Origin of the sequence: Marinobacter excellens LAMA 842 (assembly GCF_001574445.1) — a bacterium.
In the GTDB taxonomy this organism is placed as follows: domain Bacteria; phylum Pseudomonadota; class Gammaproteobacteria; order Pseudomonadales; family Oleiphilaceae; genus Marinobacter; species Marinobacter shengliensis.
The window spans coordinates 1-21,405 of sequence record NZ_LOCO01000026.1; the positions used below are offsets into that span (position 1 = coordinate 1).

21 protein-coding genes are annotated in these 21,405 nt (G+C 54.6%); 9 read left to right on the top strand and 12 right to left on the bottom strand.

All coding sequences use genetic code 11. The features are described from left to right. Positions 1 to 64: 64 nt before the first annotated feature. Both J122_RS16900 and J122_RS16905 read right to left on the bottom strand, forming a co-directional pair. Positions 65 to 646 carry an AI-2E family transporter gene (locus J122_RS16900; RefSeq protein WP_227510258.1) on the bottom strand — a complete coding sequence of 194 codons (582 nt, stop codon included), beginning with the start codon at positions 644 to 646 and terminating at the stop codon, positions 65 to 67. A 66-nt stretch (positions 647 to 712) separates the two neighbouring features. Further along, complete coding sequence (locus tag J122_RS16905; protein ID WP_227510259.1) at positions 713 to 1,348, bottom strand: AI-2E family transporter; 636 nt, start codon at positions 1,346 to 1,348, stop codon at positions 713 to 715. A gap of 215 nt (positions 1,349 to 1,563) precedes the next feature. Between J122_RS16905 and J122_RS16910 the strand changes: the two genes are divergently transcribed. Together J122_RS16910 and J122_RS16915 are read left to right on the top strand one after the other, a co-directional pair. After that, on the top strand, positions 1,564 to 1,929 hold the full coding sequence (locus J122_RS16910) for a thiol-disulfide oxidoreductase DCC family protein (RefSeq protein ID WP_061333315.1): 366 nt from the start codon (positions 1,564 to 1,566) through the stop codon (positions 1,927 to 1,929). A 90-nt stretch (positions 1,930 to 2,019) separates the two neighbouring features. Beyond that, on the top strand, positions 2,020 to 3,345 hold the full coding sequence (locus J122_RS16915; RefSeq protein ID WP_061333316.1) for a S8 family peptidase: 1,326 nt from the start codon (positions 2,020 to 2,022) through the stop codon (positions 3,343 to 3,345). 57 nt (positions 3,346 to 3,402) lie between these two features. On the opposite strand, the gene J122_RS16920 is transcribed toward J122_RS16915, so the two are convergent. The 8 genes from J122_RS16920 to J122_RS16955 form a co-directional block, all read right to left on the bottom strand. Beyond that, positions 3,403 to 4,101 carry a DUF3592 domain-containing protein gene (locus J122_RS16920; protein WP_061333317.1) on the bottom strand — a complete coding sequence of 233 codons (699 nt, stop codon included), beginning with the start codon at positions 4,099 to 4,101 and terminating at the stop codon, positions 3,403 to 3,405. 143 nt (positions 4,102 to 4,244) lie between these two features. Then, positions 4,245 to 5,282: a DUF6708 domain-containing protein gene (locus J122_RS16925; RefSeq protein WP_061333318.1), complete on the bottom strand. Its 1,038-nt coding sequence runs from the start codon at positions 5,280 to 5,282 to the stop codon at positions 4,245 to 4,247. 159 nt (positions 5,283 to 5,441) lie between these two features. Beyond that, positions 5,442 to 5,675 (bottom strand): hypothetical protein, encoded by a 234-nt coding sequence (locus tag J122_RS16930; RefSeq protein WP_061333319.1) that lies wholly within the window; start codon positions 5,673 to 5,675, stop codon positions 5,442 to 5,444. A 49-nt stretch (positions 5,676 to 5,724) separates the two neighbouring features. Beyond that, positions 5,725 to 6,729: a tetratricopeptide repeat protein gene (locus J122_RS16935; protein WP_061333320.1), complete on the bottom strand. Its 1,005-nt coding sequence runs from the start codon at positions 6,727 to 6,729 to the stop codon at positions 5,725 to 5,727. 79 nt (positions 6,730 to 6,808) lie between these two features. Further along, the gene (locus tag J122_RS16940; RefSeq protein WP_061333321.1) at positions 6,809 to 7,816 is read right to left on the bottom strand and encodes a tetratricopeptide repeat protein; all 1,008 of its coding nucleotides are present in this window, start codon (positions 7,814 to 7,816) and stop codon (positions 6,809 to 6,811) included. Beyond that, on the bottom strand, positions 7,817 to 10,972 hold the full coding sequence (locus tag J122_RS16945) for a hypothetical protein (protein ID WP_061333322.1): 3,156 nt from the start codon (positions 10,970 to 10,972) through the stop codon (positions 7,817 to 7,819). It abuts the gene before it with no gap. Between the two features lie 2 nt (positions 10,973 to 10,974). Next, entirely contained in the window at positions 10,975 to 11,808 is an 834-nt protein-coding gene (locus tag J122_RS16950) for a DUF4123 domain-containing protein (protein WP_061333323.1), read from the bottom strand. After that, entirely contained in the window at positions 11,801 to 13,936 is a 2,136-nt protein-coding gene (locus J122_RS16955; protein ID WP_061333324.1) for a type VI secretion system Vgr family protein, read from the bottom strand. The genes J122_RS16950 and J122_RS16955 overlap by 8 nt, the downstream gene beginning before the upstream one ends. A 168-nt stretch (positions 13,937 to 14,104) precedes the next feature. Between J122_RS16955 and J122_RS16960 the strand changes: the two genes are divergently transcribed. Next, positions 14,105 to 14,533 carry an SRPBCC family protein gene (locus tag J122_RS16960; protein ID WP_058091690.1) on the top strand — a complete coding sequence of 143 codons (429 nt, stop codon included), beginning with the start codon at positions 14,105 to 14,107 and terminating at the stop codon, positions 14,531 to 14,533. A gap of 189 nt (positions 14,534 to 14,722) precedes the next feature. Beyond that, the gene (locus tag J122_RS16965; RefSeq protein WP_058091691.1) at positions 14,723 to 15,523 is read left to right on the top strand and encodes an MBL fold metallo-hydrolase; all 801 of its coding nucleotides are present in this window, start codon (positions 14,723 to 14,725) and stop codon (positions 15,521 to 15,523) included. 25 nt (positions 15,524 to 15,548) lie between these two features. Here J122_RS16965 and J122_RS16970 read toward each other — a convergent pair whose 3' ends face one another. Then, entirely contained in the window at positions 15,549 to 15,971 is a 423-nt protein-coding gene (locus tag J122_RS16970) for a tetratricopeptide repeat protein (RefSeq protein WP_061333325.1), read from the bottom strand. A 182-nt stretch (positions 15,972 to 16,153) separates the two neighbouring features. On the opposite strand from J122_RS16970, the gene J122_RS16975 reads away from it, so the two are divergent. The 5 genes from J122_RS16975 to J122_RS16995 all read left to right on the top strand — a co-directional run bounded on the left by J122_RS16975 (position 16,154) and on the right by J122_RS16995 (position 20,639). Next, a complete protein-coding gene (locus tag J122_RS16975; RefSeq protein WP_058091693.1) occupies positions 16,154 to 16,882 on the top strand; it encodes a YebC/PmpR family DNA-binding transcriptional regulator in 729 nt (242 codons plus the stop codon). 15 nt (positions 16,883 to 16,897) lie between these two features. Beyond that, on the top strand, positions 16,898 to 17,641 hold the full coding sequence (locus J122_RS16980) for a glutamine amidotransferase (protein ID WP_061333326.1): 744 nt from the start codon (positions 16,898 to 16,900) through the stop codon (positions 17,639 to 17,641). Positions 17,642 to 17,679: 38 nt separating this feature from the next. Next, on the top strand, positions 17,680 to 19,125 hold the full coding sequence (locus J122_RS16985; RefSeq protein WP_061333364.1) for a phospholipase D family protein: 1,446 nt from the start codon (positions 17,680 to 17,682) through the stop codon (positions 19,123 to 19,125). 135 nt (positions 19,126 to 19,260) lie between these two features. Next, positions 19,261 to 19,620, top strand: coding sequence for a PA2779 family protein (locus J122_RS16990; protein ID WP_227510261.1), 360 nt, complete (start codon positions 19,261 to 19,263; stop codon positions 19,618 to 19,620). Beyond that, positions 19,617 to 20,639, top strand: a complete 1,023-nt coding sequence (locus J122_RS16995) for a PA2778 family cysteine peptidase (protein WP_082780624.1) — start codon at positions 19,617 to 19,619, stop codon at positions 20,637 to 20,639. The genes J122_RS16990 and J122_RS16995 overlap by 4 nt, the downstream gene beginning before the upstream one ends. On the opposite strand, the gene J122_RS17000 is transcribed toward J122_RS16995, so the two are convergent. Next, positions 20,636 to 21,295 (bottom strand): class I SAM-dependent methyltransferase, encoded by a 660-nt coding sequence (locus J122_RS17000; RefSeq protein WP_061333366.1) that lies wholly within the window; start codon positions 21,293 to 21,295, stop codon positions 20,636 to 20,638. The two genes, J122_RS16995 and J122_RS17000, sit on opposite strands and share 4 nt — an antisense overlap. Between the last annotated feature and the right edge of the window lie 110 nt (positions 21,296 to 21,405).

Here is a 21,405-nt window from a genome sequence, read left to right on the forward strand (position 1 = left end):
TTTACGACCGTCATCGTGGCGCATGTGTGTAAATATCCGATAAGCTTGGCGAACGGAGCCTACATTATAAATGATGTTCGCTTACTTTCGAACCCATTAGTAACTGTTTGACGAAGTTAAAGATCAACCTGTCACCGCTCACCAGCAGGAAATAGGTTAACGCCAGTGCCAACGCCAGGCCTGCCACTCCGTTGCGGGCTTTGGACATCAGCTGGCTCCGCCAGGATTCCGTTTGCAAGACGACCGTTGTGGGCTTCGACTGGTCGTTCTCGGACAGTTCATCCACGGACTTTTCAACCTGCTCCGCTGACTGGCTTACCTTATCGAGCTGGCGCATGATTTCACTGTCACCCACCAACAGCCTGGATATGCCCTCAGGTGCTTTCTGGGCCCACTCAAGGGCCGGGGTTGCAACGGCAGCGCCAATACCCACGATACCTGCAAGCACAACCAACACCAGTACGAGCGAGCTCACCACCTTTGGCAACCGCCAATTCAGGTAGGCTTTCTTCACCAACGGTGAGAGCAGCAAACTGGTCAGTACCGCCAGAACAATAGGCAGGATAATTTGGTGAGCAAGATAGAGTGTGTACAGGATGCCCAGGATAAACAGACCATAGATGGGCGTAGAGAGCTCAGCCAGCACACTCTTCCCGGACGGTCGTGGCGCATGTGTGTAAATATCCGATAAGCTTGGCGAACGGAGCCTACATTATAAATGATGTTCGCTTACTTTCGAACCCATTAGTAACTGTTTGACGAAGTTAAAGATCAACCTGTCACCGCTCACCAGCAGGAAATAGGTTAACGCCAGTGCCAACGCCAGGCCTGCCACTCCGTTGCGGGCTTTGGACATCAGCTGGCTCCGCCAGGATTCCGTTTGCAAGACGACCGTTGTGGGCTTCGACTGGTCGTTCTCGGACAGTTCATCCACGGACTTTTCAACCTGCTCCGCTGACTGGCTTACCTTATCGAGCTGGCGCATGATTTCACTGTCACCCACCAACAGCCTGGATATGCCCTCAGGTGCTTTCTGGGCCCACTCAAGGGCCGGGGTTGCAACGGCAGCGCCAATACCCACGATACCTGCAAGCACAACCAACACCAGTACGAGCGAGCTCACCACCTTTGGCAACCGCCAATTCAGGTAGGCTTTCTTCACCAACGGTGAGAGCAGCAAACTGGTCAGTACCGCCAGAACAATAGGCAGGATAATTTGGTGAGCAAGATAGAGTGTGTACAGGATGCCCAGGATAAACAGACCATAGATGGGCGTAGAGAGCTCAGCCAGCACACTCTTCCCGGACGGGTTTTCGGGAGAGCGGTTATCTGTTGGGGAATCATCCATGCTGTTTCAATACCTTCAGATCAGGATGGCGCCGTGTCATCGACAACGCCGGTTAGGCCCGCAGAAGCGGGTTGCAGGTAGCTTGCTAGTGTAGCGTTCCAACATCTTGCTTGCATTATCAAACAATTACCATTCGCCCGAGCACAAAACTGAACCGGGGGCATTGCCGACAGCGTATACAAAGGCACGAAGCCTGAGTTGAACCGGAGAACCAGATGCCACCACGTTACGACACCCTTTTCTACGACGGACGCTGCCCACTGTGCGCCAAGGAAATCCGTACGCTCAGAAAGTTACAACGTGGCGACCTGATTTTTGCCGATATCCACGAGCAGAATGCGCACAACGCACAGTTGCCAACACGTGAAGAACTTCTTAAACGATTGCACCTGATGACCTGGAGTGGTGAATGGGTGATCGGCTTGCCGGCCAATGTTCGTGCCTGGTCTCACACGCCGTTTGGCTGGTTGCTCAAGCCTCTGTTGTGGCCTGTTTTATATCCGCTCGCAAAACGGGTTTATGAAACCTGGGCAGATCGTCGGTTCGAAAAGAAGTATGCGTGTTCGGTTGGCCCATCGTGACCAGTATTTAATGCATTATGCATTGAACTTGAAATATTAACGCATGCATTATGCTCTACGATAAAAACAAAAGTCACCAAAGGAGCTACCATGCGTTTTTCTCTGAACTCCGGTCCCTGCGCACTTGCCGCCGCGATCGTTCTCTCTACCGCACCGTTGCACACCCATGCCAGCCTTCTCTCAGGACTGCTCGGGACATCTTCAACAACGGAACCCACCAGCACAACAGCCAGCACAGAAAACACCATTGCCCAACGCTACATAGTGACTGTCGACCCAACCCTGCCCTCGCTTCTGGGCGTTGGTGGTGATCTGTCTGCCGGTATCCAGGCGCTATTAACAGCCGTTGGCGGCGGGAACATTCTGTTTCTGTATGAGAACGTGATGACCGGTGCAACGGTGCAGCTCACCCAAAGCCAGGCCGACCTGCTGCCCGCCCTGCCCGGAGTACTCGCAGTGGAGCCGGACACCTGGATGACAACGTCCTCCACGCAAACCCAACAGGATGCCACCTGGGGACTGGACCGGATTGACCAGACCACCCTGCCCCTGGACACCCAGTTTACCTACCCCACCGTTGCCGGGCAGGGTGTCAATGTTTATGTGCTGGATACCGGTATCCGCACTACCCATGCCGACTTTCAGGGCCGTGCCAGCGGCGTGAACTTCCACGATGACAGCGCCCTGGACGGCCTGCCGTTAATTGGTGGCATCATCGATTTATTGCTGGGCGGGCTGATTCCCTTCGGTGACGAGGACACCATCGCAACCTACTCTGCCGAAGACTGTAACGGCCACGGTACCCATGTTGCCTCTACCGCAACCGGCTCGCTGTTCGGTGTCGCCAAGGAAAGCCAGGTGATCGGCCTGCGCGTGCTTGGCTGCAGCGGCTCTGGCGCCACCAGCGCCATTATCGAAGCACTGGACTGGATGGTAGAGAACGCCGAGAAGCCGGCGGTTGCCAACATGTCGCTGGGCGGTGGCAATTCAGCAGCACTGGACAACGCCGTTCGTGAAGTCGTCGCCTCCGGCATTCCGGTGGTGGTTGCGGCGGGTAACAGCAACGCCGATGCCTGTAACGGTTCGCCCAACCGTGTAGCAGAAGCCGTGACCGTAGGCTCTACCGACAACCAGGACCGTCGCAGCAGCTTCTCCAATCACGGTTCCTGCGTGGACATCATGGCGCCAGGCACCGACATCACCGCCGCATGGCACACCGGCGACACCGCCTTTAACACCATCAGCGGCACCTCTATGGCCTCTCCCCACGTGGCAGGAGCCGCCGCGTTGCTGCTCAGCCTGAACCCAGGGCTGACACCGGAACAGGTTGCCCAGACGCTCCGCAACCAGGCAAGCCAGAACCAGCTGACCAACCTGAACGGGTCACCGAATTTGCTGGTGAATGTGAACCCTTGAGGTAGAGAGCCCGCCAGCTACGCTGGCTGGCGGGCGTTCCTGCAGTTTTGTGCAAGACTAACCGGCTAACTTGGGCAGAAATGACGTGTTCACCCAGTAACGTTTGAGGTTGGATTCATCCACCAGAACCGGCACGGTCTCCTGCTGGATGTGATCGCTGGGATCAAACCACAGATTGTCGCTTCGAAACACGTGCAGCTCCCCCGTTTGCGGGTGTTGCCACTGGCAGACAATGCGGAATGGATTCCGGCCGTTAACCGTGAGGCTGGTGTTCTGCTCAACCGACGCAAACTTTGCGAGCACTTCGGTGCCATGCTGTTCCAGGTAGGCTTTTGATCGCCCCTTCAGAACACCAAACAGCACCATCCCGCCACCGACCAACGTAAACACCAGGCCGAGCCCACCGACGATCAACGACATCCCCCACAGGGAAAAGAAGTTGTTGATCTGCGCATTCTCCGGCGCCGAGGGCTCATAAAGTACAGAAACCCGCTCACCGCGTCTGAAGGAGGGAGGGTTTGAACCGGAACGGGACTGAAACACGATCTCTCGGCCACTGGCATCCTGAAATGCCACGACCGGATAGTAGCTGGTGGAATCACTGGAACGGGAGAGCACCAGTTCGGTCACTATCCCGCTGGTTTCGGTAGCCCGGTCGATGAAAGCGGAGGTGCTGTTGTAGCTGGCAAGGGCGCCAAATAGCATGGCTACGCCGATGACAGTGAAGGTGTACTTGAGGATTCTCAGAGTTTTCATTTTTTCGTTCCTTGAACTTGTATGCTTCCATGTTTCGAGCTGGCTTTTGATAAAAACTGAGCGTTAAACCTGCAGGATTATACCGCGCTCCATGCAGAAATTGAGGGGAAGGGTAAAACTCACGTCACATCATCGATCTCATTTTACCTGGGCAAGGTTCTGCGCATTCGCTCGTGGAGCTCTTCGAGTTCTTTCTGCTTTTGCTGCTCTTCTTTCTCCCTCTGCACCAAATAACTTTCTTCAATATCGATCAATCGGGTTTTCGGGCCATTCGGGTGTAGACGCACACGGACAACCTCCGGCCATTGGCGCATGGTTTTTTTACGGTCTGAACGCTGAACAACCTCCATACCGTATGCCATGGGAAAGAATAAATAAGAGCCCACCCATAAAAAAACCGCCGTTCCTGATATTCCGTTACCTTCCCGCCGCTCCTGAGCCAGGTACTCTCTGTTTGATCGCTCATAATCGAGAAAAGACATCCTGCCTTCTTTTAAGGTCTTCTCAATGAACGGATTAATCTGATCGGTCTTTCTACCGGCTTCATCAAACCAGGGGCCAATGGTCATGTATCGCCTCACGTATTCCCACATGGAGATCAAGGTTGCTAGTCGCCTCCCTGCAGCCCCTCCAGAGAGACTCAGTACAATGCGCTCATCAGGTTCGCCAAACTTCTGAAGGATAATTTCCAGACTGCCGTGAGGCATCGAGCCTGTATTCTGATTCACCATGTTATATTCGTAAGCCGCTGCCTCAATACCCTCCCAAATCGCATGGTATAGCTGACCCTTTCTGTCGTAATAGATTTCCTGCGTCCGCCGGTTAAAAATAATCGGCAGCGAGGGCGGGCGGCTGGTTTCCCAGACGAGCGGCAACACGATCGCCAGGATCGAGTAAAACAGCAGCCACCAGTCAATGCTGGAAACGTCGCTGGATAAAAAAATCAGTGCAAAAAGGCAAAATCCATATCCCCCCAACAAAAAACCCATGCCAGTGAAAATGCCTTTTAAATCGGCGCTTGCCGTTCGCAATGACAAGTACTCTTCATTCTGCGCTTCTAATAGTCCCGGTAACGAAGGGTAGGAGCCACTGTTGGAGCTGCCCTTCAAAATTCGTACTCTGGACGAATCGCCTACCTTATCCACGACCATTTTGAAAAGCTGTCTCACATTTTCAATCACTGAAAATTAACCTGTTTCGGAGCGCTTCAAGACCAGATTTGGAATCTATGAGTGAATAGACTAACCCGCTAGTTTTGGCAGAAATGCAGTATTCACCCAGTAACGCTTGAGGTTGGCCTGTAGTGGTCAACTATCCCCGAGGAGTGAGCGGTACACAGCTCAGCCTGAAAACCAGTCGCGCTGCATACGACCATCCTTCAATCGGCACATCGAAAGCCCCAACCGAAGATCCTGCCCTCGAGCGTCTTTCACAAAACCAGAGTCTTTCCCTAATGAATGCAGGAAGGCATCAATCCGCAATAACGCACCATCAATCGTAGTTGCCCCCGCTAAACCGGACACCACCTCATCAATTCCAAATACCCCCAGAAACATGGCCAGAATCATTGTCATCAGGCGATTCTTTTGGGTGGATTCAGGTTCCCCCTTGGAAACAAAATACCTATATGCCGAACTTGGGTAGGTAGTAGAGGATGGGCTTGTCGACCAGTAGCTCTTCAGACTTCGCTTTTGCCTCGGCCACAATCTCCGGTGACAAGTCAGGTAGCCGCCTATCGATGCTACGTTGAACAGAAGACCTGCGAGTTTCGCGGTACAACGCAAACAACATAGCCAAACCTTCAACGGGTTTGGTTTCAGGATATTGAATTAGACCTTCTGCTCCATCTGGACCGTCAATCAAAACCAGACCATACTCATAAATGGCCGAAAAGTAGTCTGTTTCCCCCATTCGCTCTAGCCACTCGACAGCTTCCTCCATTCGACCATCCTGCGCGTACTCAGACGCAAGTTTGTGCATCGCCTTGGGGAAACCCTGCTCTGCCGATGCCTCTAGCCACTTTAAAATGTCTGCACGCCGCCCAGATTGGGTCCAATAGAACCCCATCTCTCGTTCATCTAGCAGGCCCACCGCTAGCCAATATTGGGCGAAAGGATTTCCATGTTCCGCTGCTTTTTTAGTCCACTCGAAAGCCTTCGATCTTTCACCCCTCTGCCAGTACACAGAGAACAACTCCATCATCGCCTCACTGTCACCGGCATCGGCTCTGGGAAGTGCAGCACTTAGTGCTCTATCAATCCAAGCCTCCCGATCGTAATCACAATCTCTCAATGTTCCGCAGAGTCGATCTTTTTGACCAAGGCGCAACATGGCATACACATCTCCCCCTTCTGCGGCTTGACGATAATACTCCTCCGATTCTTTTGTGATGTAGGTGTAATTCTGACGTATTATATTACCCGCATAGTAAGCGGCTTCTATGTGCCCCAGTTCAGCGGCTTCCTTGAACCTCTCCAGCGCCTTCGACGCCAGATTTTGCTGGTATAGCACATAGCCCTCTTTAAAAAGTGCGACACCTTGATTCTGATTTGCCTCAAGCCCTGAAACAGATAACGTTATTAATATCATCAGGAGCAATGGCTTTATGCTTCGACCGGCAAGACTCATTACTTAACTTCCTTCCCAAAGGTGTTTATCTAATTGGCGTCGCACGTCCTGATAATTCGCATAGAGTGTTTCATCTTGCCTATATCCCGAACTTGGGTAGGTAGTGGAGGATCGGGGTATCAACCAGCAATTCTCTAGACCTTGTTTTTGCTTCAGCAATCGTTTCAGGGTCTAAGTCCGCCAAAGTTTGCTCAATACCAAACTGAACCGAAGAGTTGCCTGTTTCTCTATGTAAAGCGAAGAGTACTGCCAAGCCTTCAACTGACTTGGATTCGGGGTATTGAATCCTGCCTTCCGACCCATCCGGTCCAGCGACGAGGACCAACCCATACTCAAAAAGGGCCGAAAAGTAGTCTGTTTCACCCATTCGCTCTAGCCACTCTATAGCTTCCTCCATTCGACCATCCTGCGCGTACTCAGACGCAAGTTTATGCATCGCCTTGGGGAAGCCCTGCTCTGCCGATGCCTCTAACCACTTTAATATGTCTGCGCGGCGCCCAGCTTGGGTCCAATAGAAGCCCATTTTTCGCTCATCTAACAGGCCCACAGCTAGCCAATATTGGGCGAACGGATTTCCATGTTCTGCTGCTTTTTTAGTCCAATCGAAGGCTTTAGACCTTTCACCTTTCTGCCAGTACACAGAGAACAGTTCCATCATCGCCTCACTGTCGCCAGCCTCGGCTCTAATAAGCGCAGTGTTTAGCGCTCTATCGACCCACTCCTCCCGATCATAATCACAGTCACGAAGCGTGCCACAGACACTGCTGCCCTGGGCAAGCCTCAGCATTGCATAGACATCACCGCCTTCTGCAGCCTGGCGGAAGTACTGCTCGGATTCTTTCGTAATGTAGGTGTAGTCTTGGCGAATAATATTGCCGGCATAGTAAGCCGCCTCTGCATGCCCCAACTGAGCAGCCTCTTTGAACTTAGCAAGCGCTCTGTTGGCAGAGTGTTGCTGATAAAGCGTATACCCCTCATGAAACAATTGATCAGCCCGGCCCTGGCTCGCTTCCGCCAAAGTTACAGACGCTGTGAGAAACAAAACCAGAAAAAAATGCTTTCGATATAAATCAACTAAGCCCACCATCTAAACTCCTTTCCAAATGTGAACATCAAGTTTACTGCGCACTCTCTGGTATTCTTCGTAGCGGATTTCATCTTCACGAAATTTAAGACCTCGTCCCATAAACTCATCCAGCCTCGCCACATTATTTCGCGCTACCAGGATGAGATCCCCTTCTGGCTTCTTACCGTGAGTATTCATCCGGATAACTGATTCCTCGAACTGGCGCTGTACACGATTGGGCTCAGCTCCTCGATATGATTCCGTTAATAGATCTTCCGCTTCGTTCATCCATCTAAGGCATTGCAGGATAGTCGATTGCTGCAACCTCAACATCTCCTCTTCAGATTTCGGCTCGCTCCCATCCTCTCCCTCATACGGAACAGGCTCCGACACAAGATTATGCAAAAGCGGCCCAATCGCCTCCGGCTGCAAACCACGGAACCACTCCTGATAGCTCACCGCCGTTTTACCATTTTGATCCTTTGCAGCCTCTTCCATCGCCCTATCTATCCGAAGAGCAACCATCCCCGCCCGTTCACTCTGATTGATTGAATCGAACACCTTTTGCACGAAGGTCAACTGACGGGCAGCAAAAAAGGATGCATCAAGCGCAGTGGTCAGCGACAAGTAACTAAGCATGCTTAAAAAATCGAATGCGTCCGGCGTTACCCATTCAATGTGTCGGTAATCGTTCTTGTGCAGTTCGTTTTGCACCACGGCCATCCAGTAGGATACCGTCTTAAAATCTATTTCAAACGCCAGCTTACCTTTCAGGCCAAGGCCGGTTGTCATTCCCGCATCACCAACAAACACCAACTTGCCATTTTTCATGCCCAACTGAAACGACCGGCTATAACCCACTCCCCAGCTCGCAGTAAGCCCGGCACTCAGCATCCCGACGCAGGCCCACTCCTCTACTGGGTCGTGGGCTCTCATGTAATTGACTTTTTTCCGAACCTCGTCCGGCAAGTTCCAGTACAGACTGGTTGAGGCAACCACACTCACCTGTGCTCCGGCGAAGGCATCCATTTGCCCTTCAGGCATTCCGTTATTGATCCCCGATAAGGTTAAACCTTTCCCGTTCTCAACCTCGATCCCCAGCCCGCCAGTCAGCATCACGTTGGCGCCAACATAGCCAGTGAGCTTGGCATTCAGCTCACAGTAGAATCTGCCGACATGCATTTCACCGAGGCCATTTTTAGTCTGATAACGGACTTTAAATGGACGTGCATTCTGGGGTTCCGGAAGCCGAATATCGAAAAGATCAAGATGCCCCTGCATAACCGTTAGCCTTCCACCAACGCTCGCATTGGCCAGTCCGTACTTGACTTTCATCCCGTCGCCCTGCTCTCCGTTTTCCCGTATTTTCGTTGACCCTTCCACACCGGAGTCGGGACCCGAAAATGAGGATTGCGCAGATATTTTGACGTTCGTTCGAACATAATCCGCAACATCACGGTCAATGCCACCCAAAACATAACGGGAAAACTGAGCCATGTAGCTATCATCAAACACCATGAGGTGCTTTCGCGCATCTTTCTCAAACAGGACACTTCGCAGGTTAATGCCCCATTTTTCTTTGTCTTCCTCCGATTTCAGCGCTGAAACGGAATACCTGGCTTGAACCTGGGTATAAAAGAGATCGGGGTGAAACAGCCCACGATCACTGAACCAGGCCGGATCCATATCTAATTTCTGGCATCCCAAGCCAGTCAGCACTCGTTCGAGGATCTCATCGTGCTCGGATTTCTGAGCTTTTTTCAGTGACAAAGCTATGTGTTCGGCGGTTTCCTGACTGTAGACATCATTCTCCGGGAGTGGGTGTACTCCATCAACATGCCTCACAATTCCGGGCAAGTCGTTAAGGCAGAAATGGTTCAAAACTTTATCATTGCCGATCTGAGTATATTCACGAAGCGGCATGCCTGGCTTCATTAAAACCTTGAATGGCTCGGCTGCAAAATCATCGGGGTTCCAGACAAACAATCGCACGGGTTCCATCTTTCTGGACAGTGCTTCTGTCTCCTTCTGAAACCGGTACATTCTGGCGCTGTGTGCCTCAAGCTTCTTCCGATACTGCTCAATCTCAACACTTGGAATCGGGCCGTTTCTGCCAAGCACCTTGGCCCAATCCACAACCGCATTTTCGAGATCAGACTCTACTTTCCGGTAGTCTCGCTCCATTTGATGATACTCGGATAGCTTATCCAGTCCCGTACGGATATCATCATGATTCGCCAGTACATACTCAGCCACAGCGACCCCATTGGATGCCAACTCAATGGCCTTTTCCAAGTAGGGCCCGATGTGACTGAAATGGCCATAGTACTCTTCAAGGAATTCTTCAATCTCTACCAGGTTCTCTTTGGTGGGCGACAACTGACACTCCACACTTCGGCCGTGGCCGCGGCACAGCCGCATAAACGTGTGATACTTTGCCTCGTCCGGTAGCTCATGGTTCAGAAAATCCGTTTTTGCTTTTTTGTACTCTCGCAGAAGCTGGAACACTTTCTGCTGATGGGGCGAATAAAGTGTGTTGTCCTGAACCACAAAACCCGCTGACTCAGCGGCCGAAAACCCCATATCCTGAAGCTCTTGGATACGTTTTGTGCATTTATGAATGCTTGCCCTCAGCTCTCGATGCTTCTTCGGTACATCCCGTTTTGCTGAATAGTGAGTGTTTGCGATGTCGTTGTATCTTTGCTTCGTTGCCTTTGAGGCATCTGGTGAGTTGCGCACTTCGTGGTATAGGCGCGCATACTCGTCATCAAGTTCCTTGAAAGAATCCACAAGTGCAGCCGCTTCAGACTCAAGCCGTTCCCTATCTCTTTCGGCCGCTTTCCACTCGTCTTGCAACATTCTCGGCAGGAAGGTTCTTGGATGGGCGGGCACAAAAAGGTCTGAAATCCCGATTGCCTTGAGGCCTTCTATTCGCTCGGAAACTTCTTCCGTTTTGACAATCTGCAACAAACTTGCAGAGCTTTTTTGTATGGCGTTAAGTGCATCATCGCTAAGCAACCAGAAACAGCGCTGGCCAGTGATGTAAATCAATGAAGCATAGTTGGTGCTACTACAATCACTGGTCTCAGCGCTGGTCGATTCCTGCGAACATTCATAGGAAGGCTCTGGCAATTCGATTGTATTTTCTGCACCCTTTGAGGTTTGAACATCGTCCATGATCAGCTCTTTCCGTCTTCGATAGCTTCCAGTTTCTGGTAAGCGGTTAGGTCCACTCTTTCAACAAGCGATGAATAAAAGGGGTCCGCTGGCTGACTCTTTTTCTGAATCAGGAGCCGGAGAACTTTCTCAATATCGGCTTTGGAATCCATCCCCAGAGCCTCAGCAAATGTCACCACATCGTCGACATACTTCTGCGGGCTCTCAGAGGGAGTAAATTTTCCATAGTTATCGGTAAGCGCATCGACAAACTCACGGCGGCGCCGAGCGCTAAATTCATCGATTTGGGTGTCGCGAAACTGCCACGTGAGTGCGTCAGGCCTCGCCTGCCGATCCAACTCGGTGCCTGATGATGCAGCGCACCATTGCAAACCGTTCTGCCAATACCAGGTGACGCCTGGCGGAATAAAATGCCCGTATTGTTGCGGATCAAGCACCGAAAGAAACGAGCCGAATACCCGAGGATCATAGAACCGCATCAAGTTCATTTGCGCCCCGCGCGACATGAACAGAAATTGCTGGAGCCATGCAGCCACCTCATCAAAACGCTCAGCCGGGTGCGTCAGAAAGATCCCCGGCAAGGTCTCTTTATATTTGCTAATCAGATCGTCACGAGCACCGGGCACATAGCGCAGATCAACCAGGGCCGGCCCCACTTGCCACCGCTCTTGAAAATCCGTTCCCAACAGTAACGGCCTACAGCTCCCAGGCTGTCGGGCTTCAACCTCCTCATAGATCCACTCCAGCACCGATGGATGATAGGCAAGATCCAGGATCACAAAGGGAATTCGGGATGGAAGGTCCTCGACAATGTCTGTTACCAGTCGCTCAGCCATGATCATGGACCTTACACTTACCGTCATCGTCAAGAGCACAACCGCTTACTAAGAGCACCCCCCTATCACTTGCCTTTTCAAAAGCGGAGGCAGGAGGAACTACACTTGTTATCCCCTCTACCGACCACTGCCCGGAGGCCACGGAGGAACGTGTATCAGACAAAGCCAGTGTATCCGGATCACTACCATCGGCAGCCACCTCGGAGAGCGTTGACGGCAGCTCCGGGTTAACCGGCCCAACCCCACTACCACTCCCAGGCCCACCCCCGGAGTTCATCCGCACCAGCGGCCCGGAAATGGTCACACCACTCGGGTCCACCTTCACAAAGCTGCCACCGGCCTTCAGTGTCACCTCAGCGCCGGCTTCAATCACAATTTTCATACCAGCCTTATGATGGATTTCGGTGCCGGCTTCCACCAGTTGGTTTTTGCCCTGCTTGCTGTGGTGGCTGCCATTGACGGTGAGGCTGTAGTCGGCACCGATGCTTTCCCGGTGTTCGCCTTCGGTGGTGTGGTGGCTATTGCCTTTGGTGTGGCTGAAGCGGTTGTTTTCCACCGTCAGGTGGCTGTCGTTCTTGATGACTTCGGTGCGGTTGTTTTCCGTCAGCAGGTCCAGGTCTTTCTGGGCGTGGACGTAGATCTGTTCCTGGTCCGCTTCGTCTTCAAAGCGCAGTTCGTTGCTGCCCTCACCCTTGTGGGTTTTGGTTTTTAATGTGGTCCGGGTTTTGTGTTCCGGCAGCGCATAGGGCGGCGTGTTGGTGGCGTGGTAGGTTCGGCCGGTGATGATGGGCTGGTCCGGGTCGCCGTCCAGGAAGGACACAATCACTTCATTGCCGATTCTGGGCAGGGTCATAAAGCCGTATTGGCCGCCGGCCCAGCCCTGGGCGACGCGTAGCCAGGCGCTGGAGTGTTCGTCGTTCTTTGAGTAGCGATCCCACGGGAATCTTACTTTCACCCGGCCGTACTGGTCACAGTGGATCTCTTCACCCTCGGGGCCGGTGACGATGGCCATCTGGGGGCCGTCCATCATGGGTTTATGTTCACACAGGGGCCGCCAGGTTTTATCGGCCGGAATGGCGGTGAAGTCGTTGTGGTAACTGGTGGGTTCGCTGCCACCCTCTTCTTCCATCGCCTGGGGCTGTTTGCCGGTGTGGGTGATGGCGGTCAGCAGCCATTCCCGGTTCAGGCTCTGGCTGTCGTGGTCCTGCAGCTCCACTTTGGCGCCGGGGGTGAAGTCCGGGCGGTTGCTTTCGCCCTGGGCCAGGGAGGCGTCGTTTCTCAGGGCGTCCAGTTTGGCCTGGGTGAAGGGCTGGCCGCTGGCGTCGGCCTTGTAGCGGCCGGGGTAGTCGTAGTGTTGGTAGTCTTCACGGTGACTTACCTCACCTGCACTGTGCTCGTGCATCAGGGCGTAAGCGGGGTTTTTGAAGGTGTAGTCCTTCATGGCCACGGAGGCGGCTTTGATGCGTTCTTCGTAGGCGAAGCTGAACACGCAGGCTTGTTTGCTGCTGCCGCCGGCCTGGGTATTGCAGGGCACCGGGTCCAGTTTCGGGGCGTCGCCGTGGTGGTCGGCGATGATTAACGCCGGTTGTTCTTCGCCATCCACGCTGCCGTGCTGGTAACGGTAGTGCCAGCCTTCTTCGGCGGCCAGTCGTTCAATGAACTGCAGGTCGCTTTCCCGGTGCTGGACGCAGTATTCCCGTTCTTCCGGGGGGCGCTTGAAGTCAAAGACCGTATCAATGATGCCCCGCTCTTCGAGCAGGGTGCGCACGATGGCATCGGTGGTCTGGGTCTGGAAGATGCGGCTGTTGTGCATCAGGCCCAGGCGCCAGGCCGGGGGCCGGATGACCACTTCATAGGCGGTGCGGCGATGGCCGGTGTTGCCGCGGACGAATTCGTTGACCACGCCGGTAAAGCGCCGCACCGGTTGGCCGTCTTGCCACACCACCAGGTCTACCGGCTGTTCCAGGATATCCGCCGCCTGCACGTCTGGGTCAGTACTGGCCAGATGCACTCGGCCCTGAAACAGCTGGGAAAGGCTTTCGGTCAGCACGAAGCTGACGACAACGAAGTGATCTGAGGGGAATTCGCCTACACGGGCGGTGAACTGCAATCCGCTTGCCTGGGGCATGACTTCGGTCCCTGAAGATTAATGATGAACTGCTTACTCGTCCTGAGCGTGCATGAGTATAACCAGTGTGGATTGTAAGGCCAACCTTGCATCTGCCCACATCTGCGACTTTTGTTGAACTCTGTGAACGGTTACTCTTGTCCCAATGCCTACAACAAGAGAGCAACCATGGCTATGTACACCATTGAAATCAATGAGACTTTTAATGTCCCTCGCAAAAAGGTATTCGCCCTGTTTGCAGATCACCAGCGTTTCGGAAAAATGCTTGGCGCACCGGTCAAACGGATCAAAGACAGTGACCAGGCAGACCCGAACGGCCTGGGCTCTGTGCGCAAGATCGGCATTGGCCCCCTCTCACTGGAGGAAACCGTACTGAACTTCGAGCCCGATACGCTGATTGAGTACGCCATCACCAGCATGAGCCCGATCAAGAACCATCTGGGCAGGATTCGCTTTTCGGAGACTCCGGATGGCCAAACCCAGCTCAACTACACCATCACCTTTGAAGACATAGTGCCGTTTTCCGGGAAGGTGGTCAGCGTTGCTCTGGAGCAGGGCCTGCGCCGAGGGATCAAGCGGGTCCCCAAGCTGGCCTGATGCCATGAGAGCCCCGGCCCGGGCAGCCGGTGTGACAAACCGTTACTTGATGAATATCAGATAATTGACCTGAGGCAACACTTCACATTTGTCAATTCTGTAACCTCCCGCGCAACTTGCAATATCCGGCCATCAGGGGGCCTGACCGGGCTTCCTGATGGCACAACCAATCCTCTGCGGGAGAGCGAAATGGCGGCTGAACCGATTGTGCTTTTCGACAACGGACACCACAAGTGCCTGATGTTTGATTCACTGGTGACTGGCGAAGGCGTCCAGTCGAACCAGTTCCTGGTTGTCGATGGCAAACATGAAGCCCTGATTGATCCCGGCGGAGACCTCACTTACACGCCGCTCTCGGTAGCTGCTTCGAAGTATATGAACATCCGCGATATGGATTATGTTTTTGCGTCTCACCAGGACCCAGACATCATCGGCGCCATCGATCGCTGGATTGTTCACACTCGCGCCAAGATTGTGACTTCCAAGCTGTGGGCCAGATTCCTGCCGCATCTGGTGTCCAGTTATGTCACCAATCAGCTCAGCGGAAGCGTTTACGACCGCATCGTCAGCATTCCTGATGGCGGCGCTAACGTCCGGTTCGGTGACAGCTACCTTCAGTGCCTGCCTGCGCACTTCATGCACTCCGTGGGCAACCTGCAGTTCTATGATCCGGTCTCCAAGATCCTGTTCTCAGGCGATCTTGGCGCCTCTATGGGTGGTGAAGATGACCACGAGCCGGTCAAGGATTTCGACAAGCACATCCCCAACATGATCGGTTTCCATCGGCGCTACATCGCCTCCAAGAAGGTGTGCGGCCTTTGGGCCAATATGGTTCGCGGCATGGATGTGGCTATGATCGTGCCCCAGCACGGCAAGCGTTTCGAGGGACCAGTGATGGTCGACCGCTTCCTGAACTGGGTCAGCGAGATGGACTGCGGAATTGATCTGGTTTCACAGGATAACTACCGGCAGCCGGTGGAATACGTCTGATTCGCTCTGTTTATCGTTCCGTGAATCACGGCTGGCGCACAGCCCGTGCTCGTGCCAGCCATTCATCGGCCAGATTCTCGTCTTTGGGCACACCCAGGCCCTGGCGATAGGCACTGGCCACTTCCTCCATGCCGATGGCGTCTCCGGCTTGAGCTGCTTCCAGATACCACTCGAATGCCTTTTCCAGGCTCTTCTCAGTTCCTAGGCCGGCGGCATACATGTTGGCCACATTCAGCATGCCCTGGCTGTTGCCCCGCTCAGCCAGCTCGCAGTAACGATCAAACGCTTCGTCGTATTGCCCCATTTTGTATACAGCATAGGCCTGCAACGCCTTGACCATATCCCGGGCTATGCGGGTTTGTTCATCATTTTCCTGGGCACTGATCCCCGTAACGGGTGCCAAGGCCATGACAATAACCAGTAAAACCGTTGGCCGGACAACGTTCATAGCGAAACTCCACCGAGACTGATACACCATGACACGCTAACAGCCGGTGCCCACCACGTCGCCGCTACCAAAGCATCATTCAACTGGTACCTTCGAACCACCAGCCAGCAAAATAGGCTGTCACCGAGGCCGCTAGTTGAGTAAAATCCGTCCTTTTACCGAGAGCACGAGAGGCACCACAGATGGGCAGAGCCTACCAGAACCGCAAAGAATCCATGGCCAAGACGGCCGCGGCAAAAACCAAGGTCTACAGCAAGTACGGCCGGGAAATCTACATGAGCGCCAAGTCTGGCGGCACAGATCCCCAGGCTAACCTGTCGCTTCGCGGACTCATTGAGCGGGCAAAGAAAGACCAGGTTCCCGCACACGTGATTGAAAAAGCCATTGATAAAGCCAAGGGTGGCGCTGGCGAAGATTACTCTCCGGCCCGTTACGAAGGCTACGGCCCGGGTAACTGCATGGTGATTGTCGACTGCCTGACCGACAACCCCAACCGCACTTTCGGCGATGTGCGCCTGGCCTTCACCAAAACCAAGTGCAAAATCGGCACCCCTGGTGTTGTGGCACACATGTTTGACCATTGCGCCATTTTCGCCTTTTCCGGCCAGGATGAAGAGGCCGTTCTGGAAGCACTGATGGAAGCCGATGTCGATGTAACCGACATCGAAAACGAAGATGGCAAGATCACGGTCTTTGCCCCCAACACCGAATACGCCAAAGCCAAACAGGCCCTGGAATCGGCGTTTGAAGGCATCGAGTTTGATGTTGACGAAATCCAGTTCCTGCCCAAAACCACCACCGTGGTGGAAGGCGACGATATTCCGATGTTCGAGAAGTTCCTCGACATGCTGAACGATCTGGACGACGTTCAGAACGTGTTCCACAACGCGGAACTCCCGGAAGAGTCATAAGAGTTGGAGCTGGCTATGGCTGGAACACAAACACCCCACAAAGCCCGCGTGGTGATCCTGAAAACCGGGTCTACCTACCCTCAGATCAGGGATCAGTTCGGGGACTTTGATGTCTGGTTTGCGCGGGCACTTTCCAGCCATTTAGAACTCACGATTGCAGACGTCACTCAAGCACCGCCGCCCGGGCAACCTGGCGACTGGCAAGGCATCGTCATTACGGGTTCACCGGCGATGGTGAGCGAGCGTGCGGCCTGGAGTGAAACGACGGCAGCGTGGGTTCGGCAAGCGGTTGAAGCGGGCGTCCCGCTTCTGGGCGTGTGTTATGGGCATCAATTATTGGCCCACGCGCTTGGCGGCAAAGTGGATTATCACCCTGACGGCCGGGAGACCGGTACCCAGTCGGTTACCCTGTTTGACAGCGCCCAGCACGACCCACTGTTCAGCCAGCTGCCGAAACAGTTCCCGGCCCAACTGACCCACAAACAGTCGGTAATAGAACTGCCTCCGGGCGCTGTGCTTCTGGGCCGCTCCACCTTTGAACCCCATCAGGCCTTCCGGGTTGGCAAGAATGCCTGGGGCGTTCAGTTTCATCCGGAATTCGACGAACAGATCATGAAAGCCTACCTGGAAGTCCAATACCCTGATCTTGAGTCCGAAGGCCTGGACGCAAACGCTTTGCTGAGTTCCGTTCAGCCAGCACCCGAGGCCAGCCAATTGCTCCGGCTTTTCGCCGATTGGGTGATCAATCAGCAGCACTGAACCAGCCACCCATGCCCATTCGATGGAACGAACCCACCATGATCCTCAAGTTCATTGTCGGCGTTGTCCTGCTCAGCCTGATCGGCCTTGGCCTATGGCATTCTTTCAAACCACTTCCACCCGGCATTCGCTATCAAGGCGATGCGGCACCGCTGGAAGACGCTGAACTGCTGACAGACACTACCCGACATTTCAGTGACGGGCAATCAACGCTGGATCATGAGATATTCGACGAAATCTTCCGCCTGATCGAACAGGCCGAAACCTTTATCTTGTTGGACATGTTTCTGTTCAACAGCACCGGCCCCGAGGACATCCACCTTCGCCCCCTGGCCGAGCAGCTCACCCAGGCTTTGCTTGAGCGTAAGAATGCTCAACCAGACATGGATATTGTTCTGATTTCAGACCCCTTGAACACCTTTTACGGGGGCACCCACTCACCTCACTTTGATACGCTGTCTGCCGCTGGCATTGAGGTTGTTGTCACTGATCTCGAACCGCTGCGCGACAGCAATCCCGCGTGGTCATCCCTGTGGCGATTGTGTTGCCGGTGGCTGGGCAACAACCCGGATGGTGGCTGGCTGCCCAATGCCCTTGGCAACCAACCCGCCACCATCCGAAGCTACCTGGCGCTACCGAATTTCAAAGCCAATCACCGGAAGCTTCTGGTGGCCGACGAAGGCGACCGGTTGCGGGCGGTTGTCACCTCCGCAAACCCCCACAATGGCAGCAGCCGGCACAGCAATATCGGGCTGGCCTTCAGTGGCCCCGCGGTTCTGGATGTTATCCGAAGCGAACAGGCGGTTATCCGTATGTCCGGTGCCGACAGCAGCACACTCGAGCGCTGGCTGGAACGGATGACTCAAGATAGCCAGCTGCCCGACCATTCACAGGGCACCCTCAAGCTTCTGACCGAATCCGCCATCCGGGACGCTGCTCTGGATATGATCAATCGAAGCCAGCCGGGGGAGCAGTTAGACATGGCCATGTTCTATCTTTCCCACCGTCCCATCATCAACGGGCTGCTGGAAGCGCAACGCAGGGGCGTCGAAATCCGCCTTCTGCTGGATGCCAACAAAGATGCCTTTGGCCACGAGAAGAACGGCATTCCCAACCGACCTGTTGCCCGTGAGCTGCACGAGGCCGGCATTCCGGTGCGCTGGTGCAACACCCGGGGCGAGCAGTGCCACAGCAAACTTGTCATCTACCGTGGGCAGAATGAGCAAATCGAACTGCTGCTGGGCTCCGCCAACTTTACCCGTCGTAATCTGGATGACCTGAACCTGGAATCCAACGTGTGGCTGGCCGTGCAACAGGATGACCCTGTCGCGCAGAAGGCCAACGCCTTCTTTGACGACTACTGGACACACGGCCCAGACAACGAGCAGGCCCTGAGTCTGCCCTATTCAGCCTGGGCCGATCACTCCAGGCGCAAATACTGGCAATACCGGATTATGGAAGCCACGGGACTCTCCACATTCTGAGCTTTAGCATGAAAGCGTGAACGTTTTGTATGTTGAATCAGTACACATTCCCATCTAAGGTTTTTCGATAACCCAAGAACCAAGGAGTCTGATATGAACAGCCTGAGACGTCACATGAAGCAGCTTTCCCTGATCATGGTCATCTTGATGTCGTTCGCAACCACCTTCTCCGTCTCGGCCCATGCCGGCATGGTGGGCACAGGCGAGCTGATTCAGCAGCAACAGACGGACCTTGACCGCCAACAACTGCTGGACATGCTCGAAGACCAGAACGTGCAGGACAAACTGGCCCAGATGGGTGTCAGCGAAGCTCAGGTTGCCGAACGTATCCAAAACCTGACACCGGCTGAACTGGCAGACTTCGAGCAACAACTGGCTGAGGCACCCGCCGGGGAAGGCGTTGTTGGCGTTATCGTGCTGTTCCTTCTGGTATTCATCATCACTGACATGCTGTGTGCCACGAACCTGTTCTCCTTCATCAATTGCATTCGTTGACACCTTCCGCCCCCGCCAACAAGCCCGGCCTTGCCGGCAGGTTTGCAGCCCTTCTGGGGCTGATCCTGCTGGCAGGCTGTGCCAGCACACCGCCCTGGCCAGAAACACCAGCCCCCGCGCCACAAGGCGATACGGTGCTGGACCAGGCGTTGCTGGATCATGTCCCTTTCTATCCTCAGGAAAAGTACCAGTGTGGGCCGGCCTCATTGGCAACCATGCTGAACACACAGGGCCTGGCAACGGACCCTGAAATCCTGAAAGAACTGGTTTACCTGCCCGGCCGCCAGGGTTCACTGCAAGTTGAAATGGTCGCTGGCGCCCGTTCCCACGACATGGTGGTGTATCCACTGAAGCCCAACCTTGAGGCAGTGCTTGGCGAGGTGAATGCAGGCAACCCCGTTCTGATCATGCAGAACCTGAGGTTCAATTGGTGGCCACAGTGGCACTTTGCGGTAGTGGTGGGCTACGACAGTGAAGAGGAAGTCCTGATACTGAACACAGACACCCGGCGCCATTACCGGATGCCCTACAAGGTGTTTCACGCCACCTGGAACCGGGCAGACCGATGGGCGGTGGTCATTCTGCCGCCTGATTCACTACCAGCGACAGCGGAAACCCTGCCCTATCTGCGAGCGGCCCACGATCTGGAAAGCACCGGGCACACCCGGGCCGCTCAGCAAGCCTATCAGGCCGCCGAACAGCAATGGCCAGACCAACCCGCACCGATCATGGCCCAGGGCAACCTGGCTTACGACCAGGGCAACGCCGAGGGCGCGGCATCACACTTCCTGCGCGCCGTTAACCGCTTTCCTGGCTTCTCGGAGGGCTGGAATAACCTGGCTTACGCCTTGAACGCCCGGTCTTGCCCAGAGCAGGCCAGCAAGGCTCTGGCCTGCGCGGCAAACCTGAACCCGGACCGTTTTGGCCAGGCGCCGGAGCTGCCAAAGGGCGAAACCGGGGGCAGCCGAAGCTCGTGCCCGCCGATACCGGATTGCCCCGCTGACACGAGACAGCGCTAGCCCGGTTTGCGAATCAGCACCACGTCTTTACGAGGCACTTCATACTGCCAACCGTAGTGGCCAGCCAGCCAGGCGAACGTCTGTTCCCGATAGAACACCACGTGGGTTGGGTCGCGCCGATAGTGCCATTGATCAAACCGATCATCGTCGGTCTGGAAGCACGTCATAATCCCGAGCCAGCCTTCCGGCCTTAGTAGTGCATCCAGTTGCCTGAACACCTCAGCCGGGTGGTGAAGGTGCTCTACCACCTCGGTACAGGTGATGAAATCGTACTGTTGCTCAAGAGCCGACCCGGCAGGGTGAAAGAACGGATCGTACAGCGCCATGTCAAAACCCGCTTCCCGCATCATGTCCGCAAGCGCCGGCCCTGGCCCACAGCCGAAGTCCAGCCCCCGGGCACCATCAGCCAGCTTCGCCAACAGGGGCTCTGACAGCTTCGACAGAAACCGGCGATAGCCGGCGTCCCCGGTGTCATTGTTATGCAGCGCGTATACGGCGCGCTCCTCATCTGCCGTCAGGTGACACTCAGGCGCCATGACCGTTGCCAGGCATTGCCCGCAGCGCAGGTAGCGTTTCTCCATAACCGTGCGAAACGTCTGCAAAGTGCCCGAATCACACACCGGGCACAGGAGCCGGCCGCCATCACCCTCTACCATTTTGGCAATTCCCAACCTGTCGAAAGTTTCATTGTCATATCCGGCCATGAAACCAGTTTGTGACCAGCTGCCGGAAAACCACTCCCTTACGGTGCCTATACTGGCGCCTG

What these genes read in the sequence shown, in the direction of transcription:
- J122_RS16905 (WP_227510259.1), bottom strand. Translation starts at nt 1,348, where the DNA reads ATGGATGATTCCCCAACAGATAACCGCTCTCCCGAAAACCCGTCCGGG.
- J122_RS16910 (WP_061333315.1), top strand. Translation starts at nt 1,564, where the DNA reads ATGCCACCACGTTACGACACCCTTTTCTACGACGGACGCTGCCCACTG.
- J122_RS16915 (WP_061333316.1), top strand. Translation starts at nt 2,020, where the DNA reads ATGCGTTTTTCTCTGAACTCCGGTCCCTGCGCACTTGCCGCCGCGATC.
- J122_RS16920 (WP_061333317.1), bottom strand. Translation starts at nt 4,101, where the DNA reads ATGAAAACTCTGAGAATCCTCAAGTACACCTTCACTGTCATCGGCGTA.
- J122_RS16930 (WP_061333319.1), bottom strand. Translation starts at nt 5,675, where the DNA reads ATGACAATGATTCTGGCCATGTTTCTGGGGGTATTTGGAATTGATGAG.
- J122_RS16935 (WP_061333320.1), bottom strand. Translation starts at nt 6,729, where the DNA reads ATGAGTCTTGCCGGTCGAAGCATAAAGCCATTGCTCCTGATGATATTA.
- J122_RS16940 (WP_061333321.1), bottom strand. Translation starts at nt 7,816, where the DNA reads ATGGTGGGCTTAGTTGATTTATATCGAAAGCATTTTTTTCTGGTTTTG.
- J122_RS16945 (WP_061333322.1), bottom strand. Translation starts at nt 10,972, where the DNA reads ATGGACGATGTTCAAACCTCAAAGGGTGCAGAAAATACAATCGAATTG.
- J122_RS16950 (WP_061333323.1), bottom strand. Translation starts at nt 11,808, where the DNA reads ATGGCTGAGCGACTGGTAACAGACATTGTCGAGGACCTTCCATCCCGA.
- J122_RS16955 (WP_061333324.1), bottom strand. Translation starts at nt 13,936, where the DNA reads ATGCCCCAGGCAAGCGGATTGCAGTTCACCGCCCGTGTAGGCGAATTC.
- J122_RS16960 (WP_058091690.1), top strand. Translation starts at nt 14,105, where the DNA reads ATGGCTATGTACACCATTGAAATCAATGAGACTTTTAATGTCCCTCGC.
- J122_RS16965 (WP_058091691.1), top strand. Translation starts at nt 14,723, where the DNA reads ATGGCGGCTGAACCGATTGTGCTTTTCGACAACGGACACCACAAGTGC.
- J122_RS16970 (WP_061333325.1), bottom strand. Translation starts at nt 15,971, where the DNA reads ATGAACGTTGTCCGGCCAACGGTTTTACTGGTTATTGTCATGGCCTTG.
- J122_RS16975 (WP_058091693.1), top strand. Translation starts at nt 16,154, where the DNA reads ATGGGCAGAGCCTACCAGAACCGCAAAGAATCCATGGCCAAGACGGCC.
- J122_RS16980 (WP_061333326.1), top strand. Translation starts at nt 16,898, where the DNA reads ATGGCTGGAACACAAACACCCCACAAAGCCCGCGTGGTGATCCTGAAA.
- J122_RS16985 (WP_061333364.1), top strand. Translation starts at nt 17,680, where the DNA reads ATGATCCTCAAGTTCATTGTCGGCGTTGTCCTGCTCAGCCTGATCGGC.
- J122_RS16990 (WP_227510261.1), top strand. Translation starts at nt 19,261, where the DNA reads ATGGTCATCTTGATGTCGTTCGCAACCACCTTCTCCGTCTCGGCCCAT.
- J122_RS17000 (WP_061333366.1), bottom strand. Translation starts at nt 21,295, where the DNA reads ATGGTAGAGGGTGATGGCGGCCGGCTCCTGTGCCCGGTGTGTGATTCG.